17 protein-coding genes are annotated in these 23,140 nt (G+C 33.7%); 1 reads left to right on the top strand and 16 read right to left on the bottom strand.

Going from position 1 to position 23,140, the window contains the following annotated elements; translation table 11 throughout:
* Positions 1-8 precede the first annotated feature (8 nt).
* Positions 9-326 (bottom strand): PTS sugar transporter subunit IIB, encoded by a 318-nt coding sequence (locus FE005_RS08965; RefSeq protein ID WP_103301391.1) that lies wholly within the window; start codon positions 324-326, stop codon positions 9-11.
* Between the two features lie 7 nt (positions 327-333).
* A complete protein-coding gene (locus FE005_RS08960; protein ID WP_175413572.1) occupies positions 334-1,188 on the bottom strand; it encodes a haloacid dehalogenase-like hydrolase in 855 nt (284 codons plus the stop codon).
* A 497-nt stretch (positions 1,189-1,685) separates the two neighbouring features.
* Between FE005_RS08960 and FE005_RS08955 the strand changes: the two genes are divergently transcribed.
* Positions 1,686-2,882, top strand: coding sequence for an ROK family transcriptional regulator (locus FE005_RS08955; protein ID WP_209308831.1), 1,197 nt, complete (start codon positions 1,686-1,688; stop codon positions 2,880-2,882).
* A gap of 371 nt (positions 2,883-3,253) precedes the next feature.
* Here the strand turns inward: FE005_RS08955 and FE005_RS08950 are convergent, their stop codons facing one another.
* From FE005_RS08950 to FE005_RS08885, 14 genes are all read right to left on the bottom strand, one after another.
* A complete protein-coding gene (locus tag FE005_RS08950) occupies positions 3,254-3,787 on the bottom strand; it encodes a ParB/RepB/Spo0J family partition protein (RefSeq protein WP_103301393.1) in 534 nt (177 codons plus the stop codon).
* A 61-nt stretch (positions 3,788-3,848) separates the two neighbouring features.
* Positions 3,849-5,168: a DUF3440 domain-containing protein gene (locus FE005_RS08945; RefSeq protein ID WP_103301394.1), complete on the bottom strand. Its 1,320-nt coding sequence runs from the start codon at positions 5,166-5,168 to the stop codon at positions 3,849-3,851.
* Between the two features lie 114 nt (positions 5,169-5,282).
* Positions 5,283-6,470, bottom strand: coding sequence for a YSIRK-targeted surface antigen transcriptional regulator (locus tag FE005_RS08940; protein WP_103301395.1), 1,188 nt, complete (start codon positions 6,468-6,470; stop codon positions 5,283-5,285).
* A 58-nt stretch (positions 6,471-6,528) separates the two neighbouring features.
* Positions 6,529-6,990 (bottom strand): hypothetical protein, encoded by a 462-nt coding sequence (locus FE005_RS08935; protein WP_103301396.1) that lies wholly within the window; start codon positions 6,988-6,990, stop codon positions 6,529-6,531.
* Between the two features lie 18 nt (positions 6,991-7,008).
* Complete coding sequence (locus FE005_RS08930) at positions 7,009-8,340, bottom strand: FAD/NAD(P)-binding oxidoreductase (protein WP_103301397.1); 1,332 nt, start codon at positions 8,338-8,340, stop codon at positions 7,009-7,011.
* Positions 8,312-8,737 carry a hypothetical protein gene (locus tag FE005_RS08925; protein ID WP_103301398.1) on the bottom strand — a complete coding sequence of 142 codons (426 nt, stop codon included), beginning with the start codon at positions 8,735-8,737 and terminating at the stop codon, positions 8,312-8,314. Before FE005_RS08925 ends, FE005_RS08930 begins: the two co-directional genes overlap by 29 nt.
* A 76-nt stretch (positions 8,738-8,813) precedes the next feature.
* On the bottom strand, positions 8,814-12,479 hold the full coding sequence (locus FE005_RS08920; RefSeq protein WP_138371664.1) for a Rib/alpha-like domain-containing protein: 3,666 nt from the start codon (positions 12,477-12,479) through the stop codon (positions 8,814-8,816).
* A gap of 831 nt (positions 12,480-13,310) precedes the next feature.
* The gene (bsh, locus tag FE005_RS08915) at positions 13,311-14,288 is read right to left on the bottom strand and encodes a choloylglycine hydrolase (RefSeq protein WP_138371663.1); all 978 of its coding nucleotides are present in this window, start codon (positions 14,286-14,288) and stop codon (positions 13,311-13,313) included.
* A gap of 420 nt (positions 14,289-14,708) precedes the next feature.
* Positions 14,709-15,620 carry a conjugal transfer protein gene (locus FE005_RS08910; protein WP_103300898.1) on the bottom strand — a complete coding sequence of 304 codons (912 nt, stop codon included), beginning with the start codon at positions 15,618-15,620 and terminating at the stop codon, positions 14,709-14,711.
* Between the two features lie 18 nt (positions 15,621-15,638).
* Positions 15,639-16,643 (bottom strand): lysozyme family protein, encoded by a 1,005-nt coding sequence (locus tag FE005_RS08905; protein WP_138371662.1) that lies wholly within the window; start codon positions 16,641-16,643, stop codon positions 15,639-15,641.
* A complete protein-coding gene (locus FE005_RS08900; protein ID WP_103300900.1) occupies positions 16,640-18,763 on the bottom strand; it encodes a CD3337/EF1877 family mobilome membrane protein in 2,124 nt (707 codons plus the stop codon). Before FE005_RS08900 ends, FE005_RS08905 begins: the two co-directional genes overlap by 4 nt.
* Before the next feature lie 4 nt (positions 18,764-18,767).
* On the bottom strand, positions 18,768-21,215 hold the full coding sequence (locus FE005_RS08895; RefSeq protein ID WP_138371661.1) for an ATP-binding protein: 2,448 nt from the start codon (positions 21,213-21,215) through the stop codon (positions 18,768-18,770).
* A complete protein-coding gene (locus tag FE005_RS08890) occupies positions 21,202-21,591 on the bottom strand; it encodes a conjugal transfer protein (RefSeq protein WP_103300902.1) in 390 nt (129 codons plus the stop codon). The genes FE005_RS08895 and FE005_RS08890 overlap by 14 nt, the downstream gene beginning before the upstream one ends.
* A gap of 59 nt (positions 21,592-21,650) precedes the next feature.
* Positions 21,651-23,132, bottom strand: coding sequence for a hypothetical protein (locus FE005_RS08885; protein ID WP_103300903.1), 1,482 nt, complete (start codon positions 23,130-23,132; stop codon positions 21,651-21,653).
* Between the last annotated feature and the right edge of the window lie 8 nt (positions 23,133-23,140).

Here is a 23,140-nt window from a genome sequence, read left to right as displayed (position 1 = left end):
CAATTCCTCTATTCCATTAAATTTTCCGCCAATGAAAGAACCTTCATTCCATCCATCATTCCATAATCAGTCATTGGAATCACATCCACAGGAATGGATTTTGATTCTAAATCTTGTTCAAATTGATGTAACATATATCTAACTTGTGGTCCTAATAGCACTACATCCACATTTTTCTCTTCTGCATTTTGAATTGCCTCTGAAACCGGAACCGCAAAAATATCTACATTCAATCCCTTTTCTTCAGCAGCTTTTTGCATTTTTGTTACTAACAAACTAGTACTCATTCCAGCAGCACATGCTAACATAATCTTTTTTGACATCATTATTCTCCTATCTATTTATTGATCTTGCGATAACAGACACTGTATGTCTAACTCCTCTAATCGCTTTACTTAGTTCAAAAATATTTTCTACTGGTGCTACACCACCATATCCTGCATCACCAATGTGCTGAATATCAACACCACAAATCTTATTACGAATTGCAATATCTCTAATTGTTGAAACATCAGAACTTTCTTGACTGGTACCAATAGCTGAAAGAACTAAGCCGTTTCTTTTATGAACTTCTTTTACAATTTCAACTAAATCTTCTTCTTTAAATCCTGGAACTGTTCCAACAGCTGGAACTAAAATAATATCTGCACCAGCATTTAATAGTTTTTGTGTAATTCCCACATCTACAATTGCTTCATCTACTCCAGCCCCATGCATCTTCCCCGCAATAATCAACCCAGAAAAAGTTCTCTTTGCTTCTTCAATAGCTTTAATAATCTGTTTATTTGATACACCAGTTCCTGGATTACCTGTTAAACAAATAAAATCAATCCCTAAATCTTCTGCACGTTTAAAAGTTTGTAAATTTGCTTGTCTCCCAATTTCTAATTCTAGACGTTCTTCTTGTAACTCGGCACTTAAATCAACAGGTTCTAAATTTACACCTATAGGACATCCAACTAAAGAATGCAACTCTTCAATAATATTATCTTCTTTGCTATCTAATCCAAAAATTTTGGGATGCAATAGATCTAAACCATTTAATAAAACTAAATCTGCGCCAAATGCACGCGCAATTTCAGCATTGGTAATATCACCTATAAAACTTTCTCTCGGTGCAACATTTTCTGACAGGACAACTCTTCCTTCACTGGCTTTAATACTTTGCTTTAATTCTTGAGCATTCATCTTCAAAATTTCTGAAGAGTTTGTACTAATAAGCCTTTTAACCACAGAAATCTCTCCATTCTTGTCTACAGTTCTATTAGATAATTATTTTTTATTAACAATGAATAACCATTTTTATACTTTTTTCTTAATAATTTTTGACTACATTTAAAGCTTTAATCCTTTTGACAACAAAAAAATCATTCCTTGAAAAACACATAAACTATATCAAATATGCTATTAAACTTCCCCCTTCATTAATTCAATTTCAAGTCAACCATCCAAAATATTTTGATTTGTTTTTAAAACTATAAAACCCCTTTCAATACGTTTTTTAATAATAATATATTATCAATTCTATCTTACAACTAGTAATTATTTTTTGTCAATACTAAGTATAAAAAACCTTAAAATATCTACAGGTAACTATATAGAATTAGAAGCATTAATGTTTTTTTGAAATTGTAGGTCAACTATTATACTAATTTCTATGCTATAATTTCCAATAGATTCTGGAGGTGTTTAAAATAGAACTCACAAAAAAGCAAAAAGAATTGTGTTCTGAAATACTGAATGTAATTTTTCCTGAAGGACCGATTTCTAGAATTGACATTGCAAATAAAACCGGTATTACACCAGCTACAGTTAGTTTTCTTACAGGAATAATGATAGAGAAAAACCTTTTATACGAATTGGGTGAATCCTATAACGAAACAATTAAGGCTGGACGAAGAAAAATATTATTGGATGTTTCCCAAGAGCATAGTTTTTTTATTGGAGCTGAAATAACCGAATCATTTTACTCTTACGTTTTAACAGATAATACCGGGAAAATTTTTTCAAAAAAAATTTATTCTATAAATACATCAGAAATATTTATTACTAGCGATGTATTTATTAAAAATCTTCTATCTTTTTATAGATCATTAACTGTCCCTGTCTCTGCAATTGGAATTGCATTGCCTGGTCATTATAATTATTCTAGTAAAATACTTACCAATAACTACACATGGAAACATTTTGATCTAAAAAAAATTATAGACTCCGTAGAGATTCCAATTTTTTTTGAAAACAACGTAAATTGTATGGCATTGGCAGAACATTTCTTCTATAGTCAAAGAAATGAGAATTTTTTATTTTTTCATATTGGTCGAGGAATTCATTGTTCTTATTTCTATAAGGGAGATATTTTTAGCAAGGAAAATTTTTTAATAGGTGAAGTAGGACATACTGTAGTAAATTTAGATGGACAGTACTGTGAGTGTGGGAAAAGAGGGTGTTTGCAAACATACACTAGTGAAACATGGTTATTAAAGTATTCACAATCAATCTATAGAAACTCCACTTCTACTTTTTTACATCAACTAGTTGATACTGAATCAGAAATTTCTATGGAAACACTTCTTACTGCATATGATCTTGGAGATCCTGCTATTCTAAAAATATTCGACAATGCGCTCAATTATATTGCTTTAACTCTAAATAATTTAAATATGATTCTTGATTCTGCTAAAATATTTTTACATGGACAAATATTTGATAATAAAAATATTTTCAATTTTTTAACACAATTATTAAATGTAGAACCCAAATTACTAGTTTTTCCTAAACAAGAAGAAATTATAAAAAAGCCCTATCAAAAAATTAACGGAGCTATTGGAGCATCTGCTTTATGCATATATAAAAAGCTAGAAAATTATGATTTTGTAGTTTAATATTTCTATACAAAATCTATGCTTTCTATTTTTTGTAAATAAGAATTATTGCTCGAGATAATTTATTATAAAAAAAGAAAACCATTCAAACGATTATTTAAAACACTTATTAAGTTCGCTATCTAAAATATGAAAAGTATAATACTATATTCACTTTTCATTAAAATTCTCAAAAAACATTCCTATTATTCAATAGGTACGATTATTATGAGTAGAAAATAAATTTGTATTCAATTTTGTAACACTCCTAACGCAAATTTGCCTATAATTATATAAGTAATTTGACGTTGTGTTGTATGGATTCATTGACAATAATTATTACTAATAAGAAAACTATTGTCAATGAATCATTCAACTGAATGCAATAGAGGTTACTCAAGTAATTCTTCATCTGGTTCCCAAGCATCGCTAAACTCATGATCCTTAAATAATGAAGCTAATCCGGTGATTTGCTTTAAACGCAATATCTCATCACTATCCATTCCAAGATGCTTAGCTATCCAAGCATCTGAACGTCCAAGCTCATGCAATTCTTTAACTATATTACTCATTAAATCTACATCATGGCTTCCTCGTGCACGATTATGCCGTATAGTACTAGCCATCCTTTGGTCTATTGGCTTATCAATAACCGAAACAGGAAGCATACCATTCTCTCTATCATATATATCTTGATGCTCAATCATTACTCGATAACGATGGAAACCATCAACAATAATATACTTATCTTCAACTTCGTCGTAAACACATACAATAGGCATCGTATAACCATCATTCTTAATACTTTCATACAATAACTTCATTTCTGGAGTTGCTACCGAATTAGGATTATAATCATTCGGAGATACTTTCTTTATATCTACTGATTTAACATTATAAACAGGGCTTTTTTTCTCGGATTTCATTTACATTCACTTCCTGTAACTAACTATCATTTCTACAATAAATTAAAGATACTTAATATTATTATATATCATCAATACTTTTGTATTTACTTTTAAGAAAGTCTAACTTTCTTTGTTGGATACGGGTTAAGCCGAACCCCATAAAACGACAAATATGATCATTTTTTAATATACAAAAGCACATTCTCTTCCAGCTAGGTATATCCTTTGTACTTTTTATATCATCAGTATCATCCGGAATATTTTGCAAAAAAATAATTCTAGAATTTTTAAATATAGTATAGTTTGATATACCATTTCTTTTTATACGATAACCATTTTTCAGCAATTCTTCAATTGTTTCTTCTTCTAATCCTCCCCCTACATGATGCCAAAAATTTATAGATTTATTAAATTTTTTTATATAGTTATTTCGTAAGTCATTTGGTAAAGTAGATAATAAAAATTGTGTATATGATTTCCATGTATGCCCCTCAGGCAAACTTATTGTTCGATATCCCATCGCCTTAGACTTTCCATAAATACTAGCAAAATTTACCCCTTGAACTCTTCCAACAAGCTTTACCCATACTCTAGAGTCTATTACCCTGTATAAATTTAAAGACTCCTTGGCGTAATCTTGAAATGGAGAAGCGACACGCATTTGAGATGCACTTAATCCTGCTTTATAAAATAGATTATATAGATTATTGTATGTATAGCTAAATTTATAATATGCATGCCAAACATCATCAACTGTCCAATCATATAACGGAGAACCTGACCATACTCCTTTAAAATTTTGAGTGATCCAGCATCTATTTTTATACCTATATTTCTTATTTATAAATCCACTATATCTTTGTAAAGATTCATCTGCTCGTATACCTAACAAACAAATTGTCTTTCTATTTTTATTAATCTGTCTATACCACCTACCAAATTGCTTTGCCAGATCCTCCTGATGCATTTTATATCTATATGTTGTTATAGTATTATTAGCTAAATTTATTACGTAATCATGTTTTGGCATCTCTCTCACCCAAGAATCTTCTTTTTCATTATCCCAGGGATACCAGTACATTTCGTAGCTACTCAAAGCTGTACGTGTGGCCATAGGTAAACATACCCAATATCTTTCTACATTATGAGTCAAAGATGCAAATACTTCTTCAACATAGTCTGTTGTAGCACTATATTGTGCTTCAAAATCCTGATGGAAGACTCCTATCTTTTTTTGAGGATAATATTTATCTCTAAAATCCAATAATAACTGTAGTAACAAGCCACTATCTTTTCCTCCTGAAAAAGAAACATAAATATTTTCAAATTCCTCAAAAATAAATTTAAATCTTTTTTGAGTAGCCTCATAAACATTATCAGTCAATTTTTTTTTATTCATTAGCAACCCTCTTCATAAAAAGTGTTAAAAAGAAAATGAACTATTTTATATTAACAAAGTTAATTGAACACATGGTCTTTTGTAATAGTACAATAATTGTAGAGAATTTTATCTTTAATTAATCTTCTGCTGGAATTGTTTTGGCGAAATTCCTGTATATTTCTTAAATACTTTTGATAAATGTGAGGAATCAGAAAAACCAAGTGTAAAAGCAACTTCACTAATTGTATTATTAGATTTTAACATTACCTTAGCTGCTGAAATTTTACGTTTCATAATATAGTTATACAAAGTAGTGTTCATTTCCTCTTTGAAATTTGTCCTTAATTTGGTTTCACTTATTGAAAAGTACTCTGAAATTTCTTTTACAGTTATCTTTTTATAAATGTTTAACCCTACATATTGGACAACTGAAGAAATTAGCGGTGACAGCTTTTTAGTTTTTTCTTTCCCAATTTCTTTTGTATAAAAAACAATTGAAGCATCTCTTATTTGTAGAACTTCATTTAAAGATACTGCTAGCTCATTCTTACGCACAAATTTATCTCTATTTTGATAAGCATCTATGATATCCATTCCCAAAGATATTGAAGTCTGAGCTAATTTTTCAAAAACAATAATGGAATAGTTTTTTTCTGTTCTAATTGTATCTCCACTAATTGCTGGAACTATACCGTTACTAAGCTGAAAAACCATATCTCTAAGTTTTTCAACATCACCAGTCTTAACATATTCTAATATTTTATTTTCATATAAAAATAAATATATCTCTGGATCATAATTCTGTGATACTAAATCATCAATTCTCTCGTTTAATTCAGTATATTCTGAGAATTCTTTTACATAATTGTGCAATTGAATATGTAGTACATCTTCAATTTTTCCTGTAAAAAAATAATGAACTAAAATTAATATATCTCTAACATCCCCAAGAGAAAAAAGTGGTAGCTCACTCAATATCTCATATAGAGTTTTTTGATTACTTAAACTGATATGTTGTTGATCCATTTTGAGCTGAAAAAATTCTTTATCTATAATGTTGCATTTAAATGGTCCAAACAAATAATTTCTTTCTCCATTTACATACAATAAGAACATTTCGTTAAAATTACCATTAATATAGTAAAAGAAATCTCGGTCGTTAACTATTCTCTTTAGTAATAGCTTATAATTATAAAAGAACGAAATCGTTCTATTCGAACGATATTCTTCAACAAGATTAAATTCTTTATCAAAAATCAGAATTGGCAATCTCAAACAAACATGTAACGACTTTAATAACACCTCTTTATTTTGAGGCATAGATATCTTCCTCTCATTTTTAATTAGAATAGATAACTATATTCTATCAAAGCAAACTTTATTTTTCCTTTAAATCACATACTACCTTAACATTTTTTAATTTTTTAATATGATTGAGCATTGGCTTATTACCCATTAGTTTTACATGTACAATTCCTTCTTTTTTTTTCAGAATTATACCTTTTTTTACTTCTAAAGGGTTCCCATCAGGATCCACAAATTGTCCAGCTTCTCCTTTGAGTGATATAGAGATTATATATGTGTGCTTCGGATTTGCATTTTCAAAATCTATATTTCCTTGATATAGTACGTTTACTGATTTCTCGTCTTCAATCACTGAACCTCTATCTAAAACACTTGTTTCCACACTTAATTCGGGGACAATCTTCTTTTCAACACTAATCGATGTCTCTGAATCCATCTTATTTTTTTTATTAACCCCCAAAAAATTTTGTCCAAGCAATAAAACACCACTAACTAACATGAATAAAATAACTGCTAACACTAGTATCTTTTTCAAATATTTCACCTCATACTTTTATTTTGCTTTCTTAACAGCATTGATAAGAAAATTATATGGCTTACTAAACATTGGATAAAATAAATAATCCAGAGTTTTTAACTTATCGACAGTTATTCCTTCTTGTATAGTTAAAGAAAACAGCATTAACAAACTAGACAATTCCTCTTTACTAACAAATTGTGCTCCCATAATTTTTCTTGATTTACCATGATAAAAAATTCTAAGTCTTATCGAATTGTTATTTTTTATGAAATCTGGTCTAATATTTTCTTCAACATCTACAAATTTCAATGTTGTATCCATCAAATTTGCCCATTTTGAATTTAAACCGATCGAATAAAAGTTATAGCCAAAAATAGAGAATCCATTTGCAAATTGCGTTCCCTGTGAATTACAACTTTGTCCTTCGAGATGTTGACTTACAATATATCCTGTTCTTAAAGCATTGGACACAGAAAAATCTACATCACTTCGATTTAACACAGTTGAAAATGTTGTTGCACAATCACCTATTGCATAGATATCTTTTACATTTGTTTGCTGGTATTCATCTGTCAAGTATGCTCCATTTAAATGTCTTAATAATTTTTTATTACCCAATTTACTATTAGGAGTGAAACCAATAGCTTGAACAACCATATCAATCTTGTATTCTTTCAAATTGGTCACTATTTTTTCTATTCTCCTATCTCCTAGATACTGTATTGGAGTCTCTCTCAAACAGACTTTAATATTATTTTCTATGAGAATTTGTTCGATAATATTTGAAAACGGTTCATCATAGTGCATTGATAACATTCGATTAGCAGCATCAAATAAATATACATTTTTTCCACATCTGGAAATTGCTTCTGCCAACTCAACACCTATGTATCCAGCTCCTACAACAGCAATACTTTTTACTGCTGGATCATTCAAATTTTTGATGATTTTTGATACATCAGAAATATCCTTTAACATAAAGTTCTGTACTAATTCATTTCCTGGTATATCCAATGTAAATTGACTAGAACCAGTAGCCAACACCAATTTATCATAATTTTGATAAAATAAATTGTCATATTTATCTTTACAAAGAACTTTCTTCTCAACAGTATCAATATCTAAAACTTCTGTTTCCATGTAAAGATTAGAAACTTTAGATTTTAATTGTTGCATATCTACATAAAATAAAGAACTCATATCTGACACTTCTTTTTTTAGAAGTAAAGATAAGCCACATCCTAAATAACTAACTACTGATTTTTTATCTATAAGAATTATTTCATATTTCGTTTCACTTTCAAGTAAGCACTTAGTTAATGATAATCCTGCGTGATTAGAACCTACAATTACTATTTTTTTCAACGTACCTTCCATCCCCTATATTTCTGTAATTAATAAGCTTATAATCATTTAAAATATCTGAGAAAAAAAAGCTATCATAATAATCTTCTATACACTCTTGATCCACAACCTGTTGAATTTCTGAATAATCTAGATATTGACTGTTAATTAAGAAAAATAGATATAAACAAATCTTAGCGTCTACCTTTACAAGATTACCCATTGTTAATTTAAAATTTTCTTCTGAGATTCCTTTTATCAAATTTCGAGCTTCCTTACATAATCCCTCTATTATCTTCAATACATAATAGTCATTATTTGTTAAGCCAACCTTTTCATGAGAGTTTTTTTTTCGTTCATATTCTACAAAAGAAGCTAGACTTTGGATTTCCCAAAAATAAATTTTTTTTAAATACATTTTATTTCACCTCATTAATTAAAAAGAGGAAGAAAATACTCTTCCTCTTCTTCGAGAAGAATTAAGCTTCTAACTTCTATTCGTTCTCTTTTCTTTTTTTATACCCAAGTAGTCCCAACATACTCAAGAAAACAACTCCCCCACTAATAGTAATCATGTCATTACTTGATTCACCGGTTTTGGGTAATTCTTTAAATCCTACTTGCGAAGGTAACCCAATACCGCTCTCTAATTTTCGTTGAGGGCTTGTAATAATCTTGTTATTTTCTCCTGATGTCACATATTCTGTATTACTAGGAGAAACAATGGCAGTCGTTGGTTCACTTGTATTACCTGATTTATCAGTTGCTGTAACAATAACTTTATCACCTGCTTCTAGACTAGGAACTTTTACTTTGAAAATTCCTTTATCATCAGAAGAACCATAATATTCACTCCCATTCGGTAGTTTAACTGTTACATCAATATTTGGTTCAGTTTTACCTGTTACCTCATTATCTCCTGGTTTAATAGGATCAACTTTAGGTTTATCAGGAGCAATTGTATCTACAACTTCTACAGGTATTTTAATTTGATCTTTCGATCCATCTGGATACGTTACTTCAATTGTCCCTTGATATTTTCCTGGTGTTGTAGTATCAATTTCCCCATCAGGAGTAATATCAGTCACTTTCGTTCCTTTAGGTAGTTCTGGTAAATTTGTAACATTATCCGTTAAATCTACTTTTTCTCCAACTTCTACTTTTTCTCCAACTGCTTTTGGCTCGTATTTATCTGCATCTGTTGTTTGAGCCTTGAACTGAGCAGTATATGTTCCCGCTTTATCATAGTTCGCAGGTAATTCCGGATTCCACCCACTTTGTACTTTACCCGTTGGTGCAGTCACCGTTGGTGTTGGAACTTCAGTTGCTGCGGTTCCAGCTTTTACATCAAACACCGTCTTCGCATCCGTTGCGAAACTTCCTTCCCCAGCTTCAAACGTTACTCGTACATACCCTGCTGGTGTCGGTTGACTCGGATCATCTGTACGATCAATCACTTTTTCTAGTGTAGTTACTGGTACTTTAATTTGATCTTTCGATCCATCCGGATACGTTACTGTCACAGGTACTTCTACTGTGCCAGGTGTTGTCCCATCTGGTAATGTTGCTCCCGGATCGACCGTAACTTCTGGTTGATCTCCACCTGTAGGATAACCTGGTACCGTTACTGCATCTGTTACATCCTTTTCTGTTGTTGCTTCCCCATACGGTTTCTCAACCGGCTCTGCTTTTGGCTCGTATTTATCTGCATCTGTTGTTTGAGCCTTGAACTGAGCAGTATATGTTCCCGCTTTATCATAGTTCGCAGGTAATTCCGGATTCCACCCACTTTGTACTTTACCCGTTGGTGCAGTCACCGTTGGTGTTGGAACTTCAGTTGCTGCGGTTCCAGCTTTTACATCAAACACCGTCTTCGCATCCGTTGCGAAACTTCCTTCCCCAGCTTCAAACGTTACTCGTACATACCCTGCTGGTGTCGGTTGACTCGGATCATCTGTACGATCAATCACTTTTTCTAGTGTAGTTACTGGTACTTTAATTTGATCTTTCGATCCATCCGGATACGTTACTGTCACAGGTACTTCTACTGTGCCAGGTGTTGTCCCATCTGGTAATGTTGCTCCCGGATCGACCGTAACTTCTGGTTGATCTCCACCTGTAGGATAACCTGGTACCGTTACTGCATCTGTTACATCCTTTTCTGTTGTTGCTTCCCCATACGGTTTCTCAACCGGCTCTGCTTTTGGCTCGTATTTATCTGCGTCTTCAGCTAATCTTGCAAGGAAACTATCTGCATCAACCGTAACACCATTTACCACTAACTCTACAGTATAAATTGTATTTTCCTTTATATCTGATGGAACAGTAAATATTGCTGCTTTTTTAGCATCATCTATTGTAGAAACAGATGTTCTACTAATCTCCCCATCTTTATTTGACCACACAATTTCTACTGTCGAACCAACATTAAAGATAGTTTGAACATCACTGACTGCAGTGTTTCCTGGAAGAGCAATATTTTTCGTTGTATCATAGTTAGTTATGTCAATGTTAAACTCATCTAAGTTAGGAACTAATGCAAAATGAGAGTTATATACTTGTTGTCGACCTGCTGTAATAAATGGATTTGAATGTGTATATTCTCTTGGTGACCCATAAGCAAGAATCGGGAAATTGCTATATGCTAGTTGAATTTCTCCCTCCCCATTTATTACAAATTGATACATTGCCTCAACATCAATATCATTAGTAAAATGAGCAGTATATTCTCCATCTACAATTGGAGCCACTACAGTTTCTTGTACATACTCAGGATGAGCTTTTAATATGGCTAATTGTTCCTTAACCTTATCATACGCATTATTAGCGTTTTGTGTAGATTCTATTGCTGCTTTTCCCTCTGGGGTAAGGACACTAGTAACAACTCTGAATCCTGTTTTTGCTTCATCTGCTGTTTGAGTTACAAAGTTTTCGCTTGTACTAGTTGGGAAAGTAGTACCATTTTTTGATGTTTCCCACCAAACTTTTCCAGAAACTCTATTAGTTCCTCCCACGATATTAGACGGATTACTATCTGGTCCTTTATCGTCATAAATCCAAGTATCTTCTTTTCCTACAAATGCTTCTAAATTCTCTTTACTCGGCAGTTCAACTACATAAATACTTGCACGCTGTAAATTTGCTCCTGCTAAATAAAAAGCCCCCGCTGTTGTTGGTGTTGAAAAACCAGGTGTATTTCCAACTACTGGACGAAATGTAATTAACTCATTTCCATCTGGTGATAATTGTTTAGGTGCCAGCCATAATTTCAATCTTTGTTTTGAAGTTGGTAAGTAAGTAAATTTATGTTCTACCCCAGTTTCATCTATCCATGTAGGTAGCTCAAATGCAAAAACTCCATCTCCTCCACCATTAGAAGCAGCTCCTGCTAAGTTATGCGTGACAGCTGAATAAATAGGGCTTACTGCTCCATCTGTATCAATCCACTGAGCATTTACCGTATAGCCATTCAACTTGGTACTTGCTCCTGTACCTGGTGTATATCCTACAGCTGACTGAGGTGCAAGCTCTAACCACCCACTTATGATATTACCTGCATTCGTCAATTGTCCGCCTGTCTTAACTTTTCCAGATTCAATTGCATCAATATTTATCGGAGCTTCAGTAGCATTGCGAGTTGCTATACTTGGCTCTGTTGGTACGGTTGTATTGCTTGCTTCATTTGTGACTGGTTCCTCTACTGGTACAGTTTCATCGCTTGCTAAGTTTGAGTCTGGAACCTCCGTTGCTGCATCTTCATCACTTACTAAGTTTGAGTCTGGGGCCTCTGTTGCCGCACCTTCATCACTTACTAAGTTTGAGTCTGGAGCCTCTGTTGCTGCACCTTCATCACTTACTAAGCTTGAGTCTGAAACCTCTGTTGCCGCACCTTCATCACTTACTAAGTTTGAGTCTGGGACCTCTGTTGCTGCATCCAGAATAACTGGTTTTTCCATTGATTCATTCATAACTTCAGAAGAACCCAAAAGGTTTCCAGAATTATTTACTACTTGAGCATTTCCACTCTCAGCTCCACCGAAACCAATGTAAATTCCAACTAAAACAGATGCAACACCTATACTTAGTTTCTTAATAGAATAGCTAAGTTTTCTTTTTTCTGTTCTTTTTAAAAGCATTTGCCGATTGTTTTTAGAAAACATATAACTTCCTCCTTTCTTATAAAATATATTATAGTTACCGATTACTAATCATTTCATTTATATATCGTTCATTTCAGTTTAATATAATCACTATGTTTAAATAATTTATTGATAATATATCTTTTTTTTTACATATCATCATTGCATACTTCCATACTCCTTGCCTATTGAATTAAAAAGAGATGCCAATAATGAATAATACATATAAAGATTAAATTAAATAAAAAGATGACTTCAAATTCCTTGTTCAGGATCTAAAGTCATCTCTTTTATACTTATAAAATATCGGTTTTGCAGCGTTCCAGAATAATTCATAGAATCTTAAACAAACAATTGTAATTATAAACATTTTTTAATTCGCTTTTAGCTTAACAAAAATGACTTTTGTCGCAGCCTCTTCAATTTAATCTGGTAATCACTTATCAATATATTAAAAGAAATTTGTTATTGCTGAAGCTATTTCGTCTACATTTAGAATTGAGCAACTATTGTTTCACTCGATAACGCTAGAAAAACTGGAACAATCCTAAACAGAGCTTAACAGAACTACACAACCATAAATACTATACCTGTGTGCTTATATTAAATTCCTATATAATAATACTAGAACTGTTTTCTTAGCTTCACAAACATACGGGGCTTTTAAGCTTGCATTATCCTCATTTAGTCATTATTTCTTATCCAAAAAGTAAGTAGCATATCAAGTAATATTCTTATTTAGTCAATAAAAGTCTTTTTCAGATCTTGAGTACTAGTACTAAGAACTAACAGGAAGTAATTTGAAATAAAATATTGTATTATCTAAAATACATTTGTTCGATTTTTGTGCTATTAACGATTCACGTAATGAATTTTTTGTTCCTCTAACAAGGGATAGCTTACTGTTTGTTTACCCTCTAAATCTTCCTTATTCATATCTATCGCACTTATTTGACTGTTTTCATATGTTCTATAATAATAGATCCCTTTATCGACATTGCAGCAAGAAGAATAGATGGTATATTCATATTTCCCATCCCCCACATCACATAATCCTTTTTGCTGTTCGACAGACCCTAAAATGTGGAAAAATTGACTGATGCTTTCTGATTCTGACTCACCAGATACAGAATTCAGTTTCGTGAATGCAGCCTTCACAAATCGAGACATCGAGGACAAATCCCCAGGCAACCCAATTCCGCCCATTCCTCGACTATACTCATTCAATTCAATTGCTTCGGAGAAGGTATTGACTGGAGTTTTACTAGATAAAGCACGATAGTTATTTAAATTAAACAAATGATAGTCAAAAGAAGGATTGTTCGTTAGGACACCAACAGGATTATCATAGATATGAAGGCCATCTTTCATACTTTCTACAACGATCGAAGATTCTTTATCAGCTATTAACCAGTGTAAAGGCGACAGCGGAAGATTCTCACTAAAGTTGATATTGACCAAATTGATTTTATTCAACAATTCTTTTGCTTCCGCTATTGTACTGCATTGCCCTAAAATCCAAGGAATAAATTCAAAGGGGGTGACATTGTCTTTATTACCAACTGGTTCTTTGTAATCTGCAAAACCAGCAAAATTCAAACCAGCCATGCTTAATCCTTTTTCATTAGTAGCATCATAATACAGCGGATAATCTGCTATACCAGCAGCAATCCCGATCATTGCATAATGGGTACCTAAATCACTTACTTTACGAAAAGTCAGCTTATAATTTCTTGGTGTTACAGTAACTACTTCTTTATAAGATAATTCATAATCAAAATTCCTCCCAAAATAATGATCTTGTGTTGAATAAATAACTGATGTACACATATTTTACCTCCTAAAAAAATGATTTTATTCTTCTCTTAAATAAAATGATTATACTGGATTAAGAGTACTTCATCTTTAATAAAACTGTTAAAAATTTCTCTAATTTTAAATAATGCATTTGCTTTTCTTACTTAACATTTTGTATAGATAGCATCTTTTTTACACTTGACACATTTATTTTAACTCTAAAAAAAATTATTCTCAAATCGTTAAATCCATTAAAGTGATAAAATAACAGAGTTAACAATTATGAATAGAATCATTATATCAACACTAAATTTTTAGTAATACCTCTTCAAATTAGAAGGTTACATAAAAACTATTGATAAGAAAATAAACACCTCTAAAAATAGTTATATTTTTGGTCATCCTTTATGAGAGTATTTCATTTTAATTAAAACTCAAAGATTTGCTCTATCTCTATTTAATATAAATAACTTTCCAGTTTTCTACCTTTTCAAGAGTAAAAGAATACTGAAAGGTACTATTTATTTTGGTTGTATTATTAAGGTACTTAACACAGACTTCTCCTTGAATTTCTTTTCCTTTTTGCTGAAAAACAGGATTAACTAATTCTATAAATATCAAATTACTATTAATCGGCTGAAATGCTTTATTTTCAACATAGTATTCAAGTTCCTTTTCAGAAGCAGTTGGATAAATTTTAAAGAAAGTCTCTAAAAACTCGGTTATTTCTTCTGTTGTTTTGGCATCAATTTCTGAATCACTTTCTACTTGTTTTGTCTCATATTGTGCCTTATCTGGTTTTGCAATTGTGGTAGGCAAACTCGTCACAATATGATTCCCTTTTTCATCTTCAAAAACAATCACTCGATAGGCAGAAGAAATTTGTTGAGATTTTTTCCCCTCTGTAATCTTTTGATCTAATAAAAATGAAACGACAAAATCATCTGACCTTTTTTCAACATCAAGAATTTTTACTGATTGAACTTCTGAACTAGTAGGAATATCCGCTCGAACCATATCTTGACTTAAAGTGAGACCTTCTTCTGTAAGGTACTGTCCCAGAGTATTCATTCTCTTTTCAATTACCTCTTTGTTATTCCTCCATGAAAAATATTCTTTCGCAAAATCCTTCGTGAAACTTTCAACACCAGAAGTATTCACTACTTTCTCTTTTACTACCACTTTTTCATGAGTTGTATGTTGATCAACGGCCGTGAAATTTTTATAGATACCAAAAATGAGACTACAAATCAACAAAAACCAGAGGGCAAGCACCCTTTTCCGATGTTTGCCCACGGATACGACTCGATCTTTCTTCTTTTTCGATATCTTTTCCTTTTGATTCCGTTCAATTTTTATCTTCATGTTTTTTCCTCTTTTCTCTTATTTGTATCGGCCAGCTCCGATAAGATGCTGCTGCCAATAGTTTTCCGTTAGATTCGTCCATCCCACTGGATCTCCCGCGTGATACATGCGATTCTCTCCTGCATAAATACCGACATGGGTCACATAAGTACCGGCATCATAAGTCGAATGAAAGAAAACCAAATCGCCTGGTTTGGCATCTTTTAGGTCAATGTGGGTCATGACATCATATTGATCTTGAGCTACCCGAGGAAGTTTCAGACCAACTTTGGCATAACACCATTGAGTTAAACCACTACAATCAAACCCAGTTTCAGGACTTGAGCCACCAAATACATAGGCAGTACCTTCATACTTAAACGCCTCGTCAAAAATCCCTTGTACCGTCTTATTATCAAACTGTGTTGTAGTTAGGTATTGCTTCACCAATAGGCAATAAAACATATTGCCATAGTTATACCGCCATCCACCATTTTCCTTAACCGCGATGGGATTGGGATAATCTACTTTCTGACCACCTGATTTTTCCTTTAAAAATGATTCTGCTAAAGCAAAACTATGTTTCTTCCCGTTTTTCTCGACATGATCCAGATACCCGCCACCATAGTTATACGCCTGAATAATACTGTCCTGATCACAACCTAATTCTTTGGAACGCTTAACCAAGGACGCAAAATAGAGACACCCTTGTTTAATGGATGCCTCGGTACTTAATGAATTCGGTGGCAACCCGGCTGACTCAGAACTCTGCATAACATCTTCCATTTTCCCACCAGATTCCACTTGAATAATCGCCAAAAGAATCGGAACATACTCTGTTATATCCGATTCTTCGGCATACTTTTCCACCATTGGGCGGTGTTTCAAAACTTCTTCTGCGACACTACTACCTCTAGGAGAAGTTCCGGTACTCCCACTTCCTTCACTGTCTTCCCCAAACAACAAACCCACACACATCAAAATTCCCATAAAAAAGATTGTCAGGAAGGTTAATGAAATGACACCCAATTTCTTCAAGTTCATTTTTTCTCACCTGACCTTGGTTTTGAACGAGGGTTCATTCTTTTTTGTATTTTTTGATTGGTTCGCTTTGGAAGAGTAGACCTCTGTTTCACTTGTTGAAAAGAATTTTTCTTTCCAGAGGATTGGTTTATTCCTTTTGAAATGATTTCTTGACCAGCTAGTTTTCGTTTTATTTCAGGATTCAGATTTGCTCTCACAATCCGCTTTGGTGCTTCTTTTTTCAGCATTCTATCTTTTTGAGATTGAGCCTCTGCTTTTATCGGAACATTTTCCCTTCTTTTCCCATGACGATTTCCTGCTTCGTTTAATACTTTGCGCTTTTCAGCCATTTTTTCGTCTCTACGTTGTCGTTGTTTTTCTCGCAACTCCGCTCGATTTTCTTTTTCTTGGACAAGTCCACGCTTGAATTCTTCTGGTGATTTTTTCGTCTTTTCGATTCCTTTATGGAGATTGTATTTTAAATTCGTTGGCGTATTCCGTACTTGATCCTTTACTTGTTTGGTCTTATCTTTCACCAAAGCTTGGGTATCCAAAACTTTGCCTATTTTTCTCCCAGCTAAATTCATTCGAGACTGTTTCTTATTTTTTGAGATTGGATTTTCCTTAGTCGAGTCAGGTGATGCCTCGTTATTGTTAGGTAGCGACGGATTCTTTCGTGGAGAAAAACCAGAAGAATACAATCTGGACTTTTGTTGATCCTTTGACAACTTATTTCCAACTACTGCACCTCCACCAAAGGCCAGAGTTCGGCCCACATTTCGATTGAGTTGCCGTAATTTACGATTCATTAACATTTGTGGTCTTCGCATCACCCGTCTGCCCATTGACTGACTGTCATTACTCTGGAGGTTGAACATACTCATAATGTCACCCAATTTGAAATAGATACCGGCAAAGGTCACAATTTGTAGAAAAGCTACCATAAAGAAGGGATAGGTCGTCGAAATATTGTAAAACATCGTGGAGATACTAAAAGCAGTTGTAATCACCAAGGTCACTCCCGCTCGCATCATAATCGTATTGAATAAACGAATAATCGCCTTCTTTCCCAAACTCTCATAAGTCGGCAACATGGACAATAAAAAACTAATCGGCAAAAACATCGCAAAGATAATGAAGAGAATTTGGGAGAACAACATAATCCCGGTTAAGAGGAAAACAAAGAAGGAAATCCCAATATTGAACAACACCAAAAAGACCACGGTTCCTAAGCGGTTCATGGTCTTGGTAATACTTAAATTCGCATTGTCATTGTCTTCAATCTCGGCCTTGACGACTTCTTCCCGATCTTTGCCTTTATTTTCATCTGGACTCACGGATAAGATTTTATCGACTCGGTCTTCGCCAATTTCTTCTATATTGGAATCATCAAATTGCAAGAGTAACCAAGGTTGTTGGACTTGAATGGAAAATAAGCTATCCCGAATCAAATCGACACTATCTTTCCCTTGGTTTTCAGAATTCGGTACAACGATCTCGGTCCCAAGGCTAAGAGCCGCTTCACTAACATCTGAGCTAAAGTCATTGATTTTTGTGATATAAGTAGGCGCATAAGCAATGAACGAACCCGAAAATAGAAAAATCATTACAAAATTAATCACGGCTCGGACTGCCTTTGTAGTTTCTCGTTTGAGTAGACCGGTATACGCCACATAAACTCCTAGAGCTAAAATCATCAATAGTAGAAATCCAAAGTAGAAGCCCGAGGTCTGTAATCCATTTTCGGTAATGCCGGCTAAGGTTTGGATATTCTTCCCAATACTTTCAGCTGTATCCGAAATGAAATCCAATTTATAGGCTTCTTGAACTACATAGCCCGTGGCATTTGATAAATAGAGACTAACCGTCCAAATAAAATTGGTAATGGCATAAAGACCATACATCACGCTCTTCCCTAGACCATCGCCCCAATTCCAAGGCAGCCAATCCCAAGAGCTATCCACAAAGAAATCTAGTTGATAGTTGTTCAGTGAATATTGGGAATATAGATTTCCCGCTTCAACTGTATCGTCAACCAGACTTGTTGCCACGGCTATCGTACCGACTAAACTCAATACAACTGTCAGATTGATGATGCTAATAAAAACGATTCCTGCAATCCGAAAAAGTTTCTTTTTCATCTCCTCACTCCATTCTCTCTTGAACAGGCGGACGAGTATCAAAGGCATGGAAGAGTTCTTCAAAGACTGGGTGAACTTGGACCACACCTACCCGACCATACAAATCTTGCATCAAGCATTGGCCATTTTCCAAATCTCGCAGACATTTTTGATTACTTTCATCCTCTTGATCCAATCCAAAAAATTCCAAAGTCTTCTTGATTTCATGAATATCGGTACTTCGAAAAGCAAACTTCAATCCAATATTATTCTTCAAGCGTTCATCCAGTAAATCGTCACTATTTTGCGTGACAAAATAAACCCCTGCATTCATGGCTCGACCTGCACGAACGAGCTTATTCGATAATGTTTTCCCTTGTGCCACTTGAAGAAAACTCCACGCTTCATCCAAGTCCACAATCTTGAAAATTTCTCTGTTGCTATGAATAAAATCTAAGGCAAAAGTTGAAATGACAATTAGCATGGAAACACTCAGCAACTCCATCGTGGTATATTCTTCAAAAGTAGTTTCTGCATCTGGTAAAACCAAATCCGCTACTTGAATGATATTCAACTGTTTATCTAAACTAATCGATTGGGTAATTGAGCCGTCTGAGAAAAGCAAATGGGCAAAATCATAATCGGTAAAGGACTCGATATGATTGGCGATATTTTCCGCGACTGGAGAGTTCTCCTTTCGAAGCTCTTTAATGACTTGCATCAATCCTCGTTGCTCACTTTGGGTAACCGTCCGAATGGCTTTACGCAACACTGGAAACTTCTCCCCATTCCGACTGGAAATTCCTGTTAAAAAAGTCAGGATATCAATCGCTAAACTTTCTGAATCTTTCTTTTTCTTCATAATCACATAAGGATCAAGTAAGCCTTGATTTTCTGGTTTACTAGTCAAGTTGAGAATATTGATTTCATCCGCAATTTCTGGCAAGTTTTCTTTCCAACCACCTCGTTCTCCTTTTGGATCGACAATCACAGCTTGCCCACCAAAAAGAACAGCATAGTAGACCAAGAGATTGTTACTAAAGGACTTTCCGCCACCGAGTGAACCAAGAAACGCAGCTGCCAAAGCATTGGTAACTGAACCCTTGATCCCTTGTGAAGCTAATGCCGGTTTCAGGTAAACATTCCGCCCCGTATCTACATTGTAGCCAAAGTAGATACCTTCTAATTCCCCTAGCTTTTGAGTAGCCCCAAAACCAAGTCCCGCTAAAAAGTCAGAAGTAACATATTGAATATAGTCATTCATATAGCGTTTGCATGAGGGCAAGAATTCTTCATGTAGCCCCATCATATCGCCAAAGGGTCGGACTAGTTTTACATTAGTATCATCATAAAAATCGAACACTTCATCACAACGGCGCTTTAATTCATCCACGGATTCGGCACTCACTCGAACCACATAGCTTAGTTTGTACATGGATTCTTTTGACTGATCCAAAGTGGTTTCCAATTCATCTACGGAATCCAACGCATCTAAAACATTGGCATTCGTTTCATTGTCGGATTGGTAGGCGTGGTTGTCTAAATCTTTTAGCTCCTTTTTCTTATTGCGAACAGTAGCAAGTGCCTTTTTATTAGTTACAATCTCTATATTCATACTCGTGTCGATTGGAAATGTAAATTGTTGTTGCTGGTAATAGAAAAGTTCCGAGGAAGGAAACTCCATTTCCCCCACAATTGTATTGATTGTTAAGTACGCTACATACGATTCATGATTTTCATGTTCAATCCGTAAGTAACGGGGCTTTTCTTCAATCAAGCAACAACTAGGACGTAATAAATCATAGCGTTTCACCAGCGTTTCTGATTTTAACTTTTTCTTTGGTAGCTGAAATTCATATTCTTCAAACGGTGTGCCTTTTTCGCCATAAATATGTTCAATTAAATACGTCAGATCACTCGGTGTGACCCGTCTGACTTTGAATCTTCTAGCTAATTTACTTTCCATTAGTTTTTCAAGCTTGGTATATCGACGAATTTCTTCATTGGATAAGGAAACGAAATCACCCATCAAATGATGATTGACCCCATAGATAAATTCTTGAAGCCCAGAAAAGAAAGATTTCTTGAGACTCTTTAAATTGACCTCTTCATCAGTCGCAATTAGTTTGAAGCCAATAAAAAAGCGATAATCAATCTGACTATCGCCAATCATGGATACTAATGCATCTGTTTGAAGGTCAATTCGTTGTTTTGCGACTTCTTGGAGTCTACCGATAATTTCCTTTTTCGATCGTTCTTGCGTGGCACGAATACTACTTTCTGTGGCAATTTGTAACGCATGGATCTTGCCTTCACTATTTTGCGCAATCAACTGGCGAAAGTTATCATGTACTTGATACTTCTGTTCAGGTGATAAAAAGGAATAGTTATAAGGCACTAATTCATAGTAGGCAAAACACTCGCCGTCTTGGTTAAACACAAGATTGTTTTCAATATACTTAATCGGATACATAATTCACACTCCTTACAAGAGTAATGGGTTCATCCCATCGTTTTTTCTGTTCTTTAACTTTTTTTCCTGCAAAAGTGCTCTTAACCCGTAAGTGATAGCTGATAAAGGATCGTAAGAATCCCAGTGGTTTCTTACCGTCAAAGGTCTTTTGCGACATGAACCAAGTGACCGCCATCGGAATTCCTAAGTATTTTAAAAACGCCCCCTCTATCATAGATAGTGGAGGCACATGGGTAAATACAATGACAAATAGCAAGGACAAAACAAACCAAGCCATCTGGTTAAAAGTCACAGGAAAAGGCAGCTGAAAGTCATTGATTGCGTAAATAACTTTCTCAACTGCCCAAATACTGGTGTAGCTTTTTATTTTTTTCATGATTTCTCCTTTCAAAAAGAGTCTAGCAAATGCTAGACTCAAGTAATACATATTTATTATTAATAGTATCCGATGATAAACTTAATCATCTCTTTCAGTTCGGGAAAATAATTGAACCTTAACGAAAGATAGAATAAAAGAAACAACAAAGTCAGCAAAACTAAAATAAAGAGGATTAGGCACCAATAAAAAGTGTATATATTTACTGATTTCTTTAAATATTTGACTTTTAATGATGAGTATGACAAATTATTATCATTTTGCTCGCCAATCACTCCTAGTTCCTTAGTATAATTTTCAAGACTTGAGAGCAAAGCATTTTTCTGAAACATTTGAATTCCTATTAATACAATATTAATAACGAAGTATAGGGCATAGCTTATCAACGCAAGATTTAAAATCGCATAAGACTTACTTTTTGCAATATCGCCCAATAAAGAAATAAAGATAGTTCCTAAGAGACTAAGAGCGACAGTCCTCATTTGGGCTACTAACCCCGAAGTCATATCTTCAATTTTTTTTGTTGTACTAATGTATTCCTGGAGCAGTTTATTTTTTTGATCCAAAAACATTCGTACTTTTTCTTGTATATACAGTTCAAAATTGTACTTGAGTGACTTGATTATTTCAGGTGACTCGCTGATAAAGTTTTTAGTATCAGAATAACTATTAAGATAAACGGTTAACGTGTTCCGCAACAAACTAAGCTTATCATGATGCTTATCAACATCAAGTAAAAAATCAAAAAGCTCACAAATAATTTGGATGCTTTTAAACGGTATTATCTCATCGTTAATCTCAATCGTAACAGTTTTCTGACCCCGTATTAAATATCTATTACTACCAAGTATTTTGTTACAAATAATTGTAAAAAAACACTCAACCATCCTTTTCTTTATAATGTTGGGAAATCCCTCATCGACCTTTCCTGCCCACGTTAGAGGATACTCAAAGTAGTCTTTAAGTTTTTTTTCATCATATATTGAGCTGTAAATACTATTAAACTCTTCAAACCGATTTTTTACATTAGATGAAATAGCCTCGCTTTGGTTATTAGCATTAGGATCATAGTTTATTATTTTAATGAAATCAGTATTAAAGTTAACTACGTCACTCTTAAGAATAAAAACTGTTAATTTCTTATTTGCATCTTGCCAACTCAACCTGCTAACCTGATTTACAAAGACTTTTAAACTAAAATAGAATAAAAAATTTTCATCAAAAGAACTATTCTTAAATAAATTCTTATCGATGGTGATAATCGAATAAATAGGAGTTTCCCTATCTTTATATATTCCTTTGTTCAATTGACGTATATCTTCGGTTAAATGAGCACCTAATATTTGATCATCCGTTTCTACGTGAAAAAACTTCATACTAATATACTCTATATTAGGCAATTCGTTCGTAAAACTATCATCAATATCACAAATATTGAACTGCTCTTGAAATGTGATATTATTTTTTGTTTCATTAAGAAAAAAATTTTCATTTTTGGATAGAATTTCTTGAATCCTTCTAAGTTCACTGTTTTCTACCATGAGTTTAC

The organism is Enterococcus sp. M190262, from assembly GCF_005843965.1.
GTDB classification, from domain to species: domain Bacteria; phylum Bacillota; class Bacilli; order Lactobacillales; family Enterococcaceae; genus Enterococcus_D; species Enterococcus_D gallinarum.
This window is presented reverse-complemented; position numbering and strand designations above follow the sequence as displayed.

Bases quoted from the DNA above. Each gene is read 5' to 3' on its own strand.
- FE005_RS08965 (WP_103301391.1), bottom strand. From the start codon at position 326: ATGATGTCAAAAAAGATTATGTTAGCATGTGCTGCTGGAATGAGTACT.
- FE005_RS08960 (WP_175413572.1), bottom strand. From the start codon at position 1,188: ATGAATGCTCAAGAATTAAAGCAAAGTATTAAAGCCAGTGAAGGAAGA.
- FE005_RS08950 (WP_103301393.1), bottom strand. From the start codon at position 3,787: ATGAAATCCGAGAAAAAAAGCCCTGTTTATAATGTTAAATCAGTAGAT.
- FE005_RS08945 (WP_103301394.1), bottom strand. From the start codon at position 5,168: ATGAATAAAAAAAAATTGACTGATAATGTTTATGAGGCTACTCAAAAA.
- FE005_RS08940 (WP_103301395.1), bottom strand. From the start codon at position 6,470: ATGCCTCAAAATAAAGAGGTGTTATTAAAGTCGTTACATGTTTGTTTG.
- FE005_RS08925 (WP_103301398.1), bottom strand. From the start codon at position 8,737: ATGTATTTAAAAAAAATTTATTTTTGGGAAATCCAAAGTCTAGCTTCT.
- FE005_RS08920 (WP_138371664.1), bottom strand. From the start codon at position 12,479: ATGTTTTCTAAAAACAATCGGCAAATGCTTTTAAAAAGAACAGAAAAA.
- bsh (WP_138371663.1), bottom strand. From the start codon at position 14,288: ATGTGTACATCAGTTATTTATTCAACACAAGATCATTATTTTGGGAGG.
- FE005_RS08910 (WP_103300898.1), bottom strand. From the start codon at position 15,620: ATGAAGATAAAAATTGAACGGAATCAAAAGGAAAAGATATCGAAAAAG.
- FE005_RS08905 (WP_138371662.1), bottom strand. From the start codon at position 16,643: ATGAACTTGAAGAAATTGGGTGTCATTTCATTAACCTTCCTGACAATC.
- FE005_RS08900 (WP_103300900.1), bottom strand. From the start codon at position 18,763: ATGAAAAAGAAACTTTTTCGGATTGCAGGAATCGTTTTTATTAGCATC.
- FE005_RS08895 (WP_138371661.1), bottom strand. From the start codon at position 21,215: ATGTATCCGATTAAGTATATTGAAAACAATCTTGTGTTTAACCAAGAC.
- FE005_RS08890 (WP_103300902.1), bottom strand. From the start codon at position 21,591: ATGAAAAAAATAAAAAGCTACACCAGTATTTGGGCAGTTGAGAAAGTT.
- FE005_RS08885 (WP_103300903.1), bottom strand. From the start codon at position 23,132: ATGGTAGAAAACAGTGAACTTAGAAGGATTCAAGAAATTCTATCCAAA.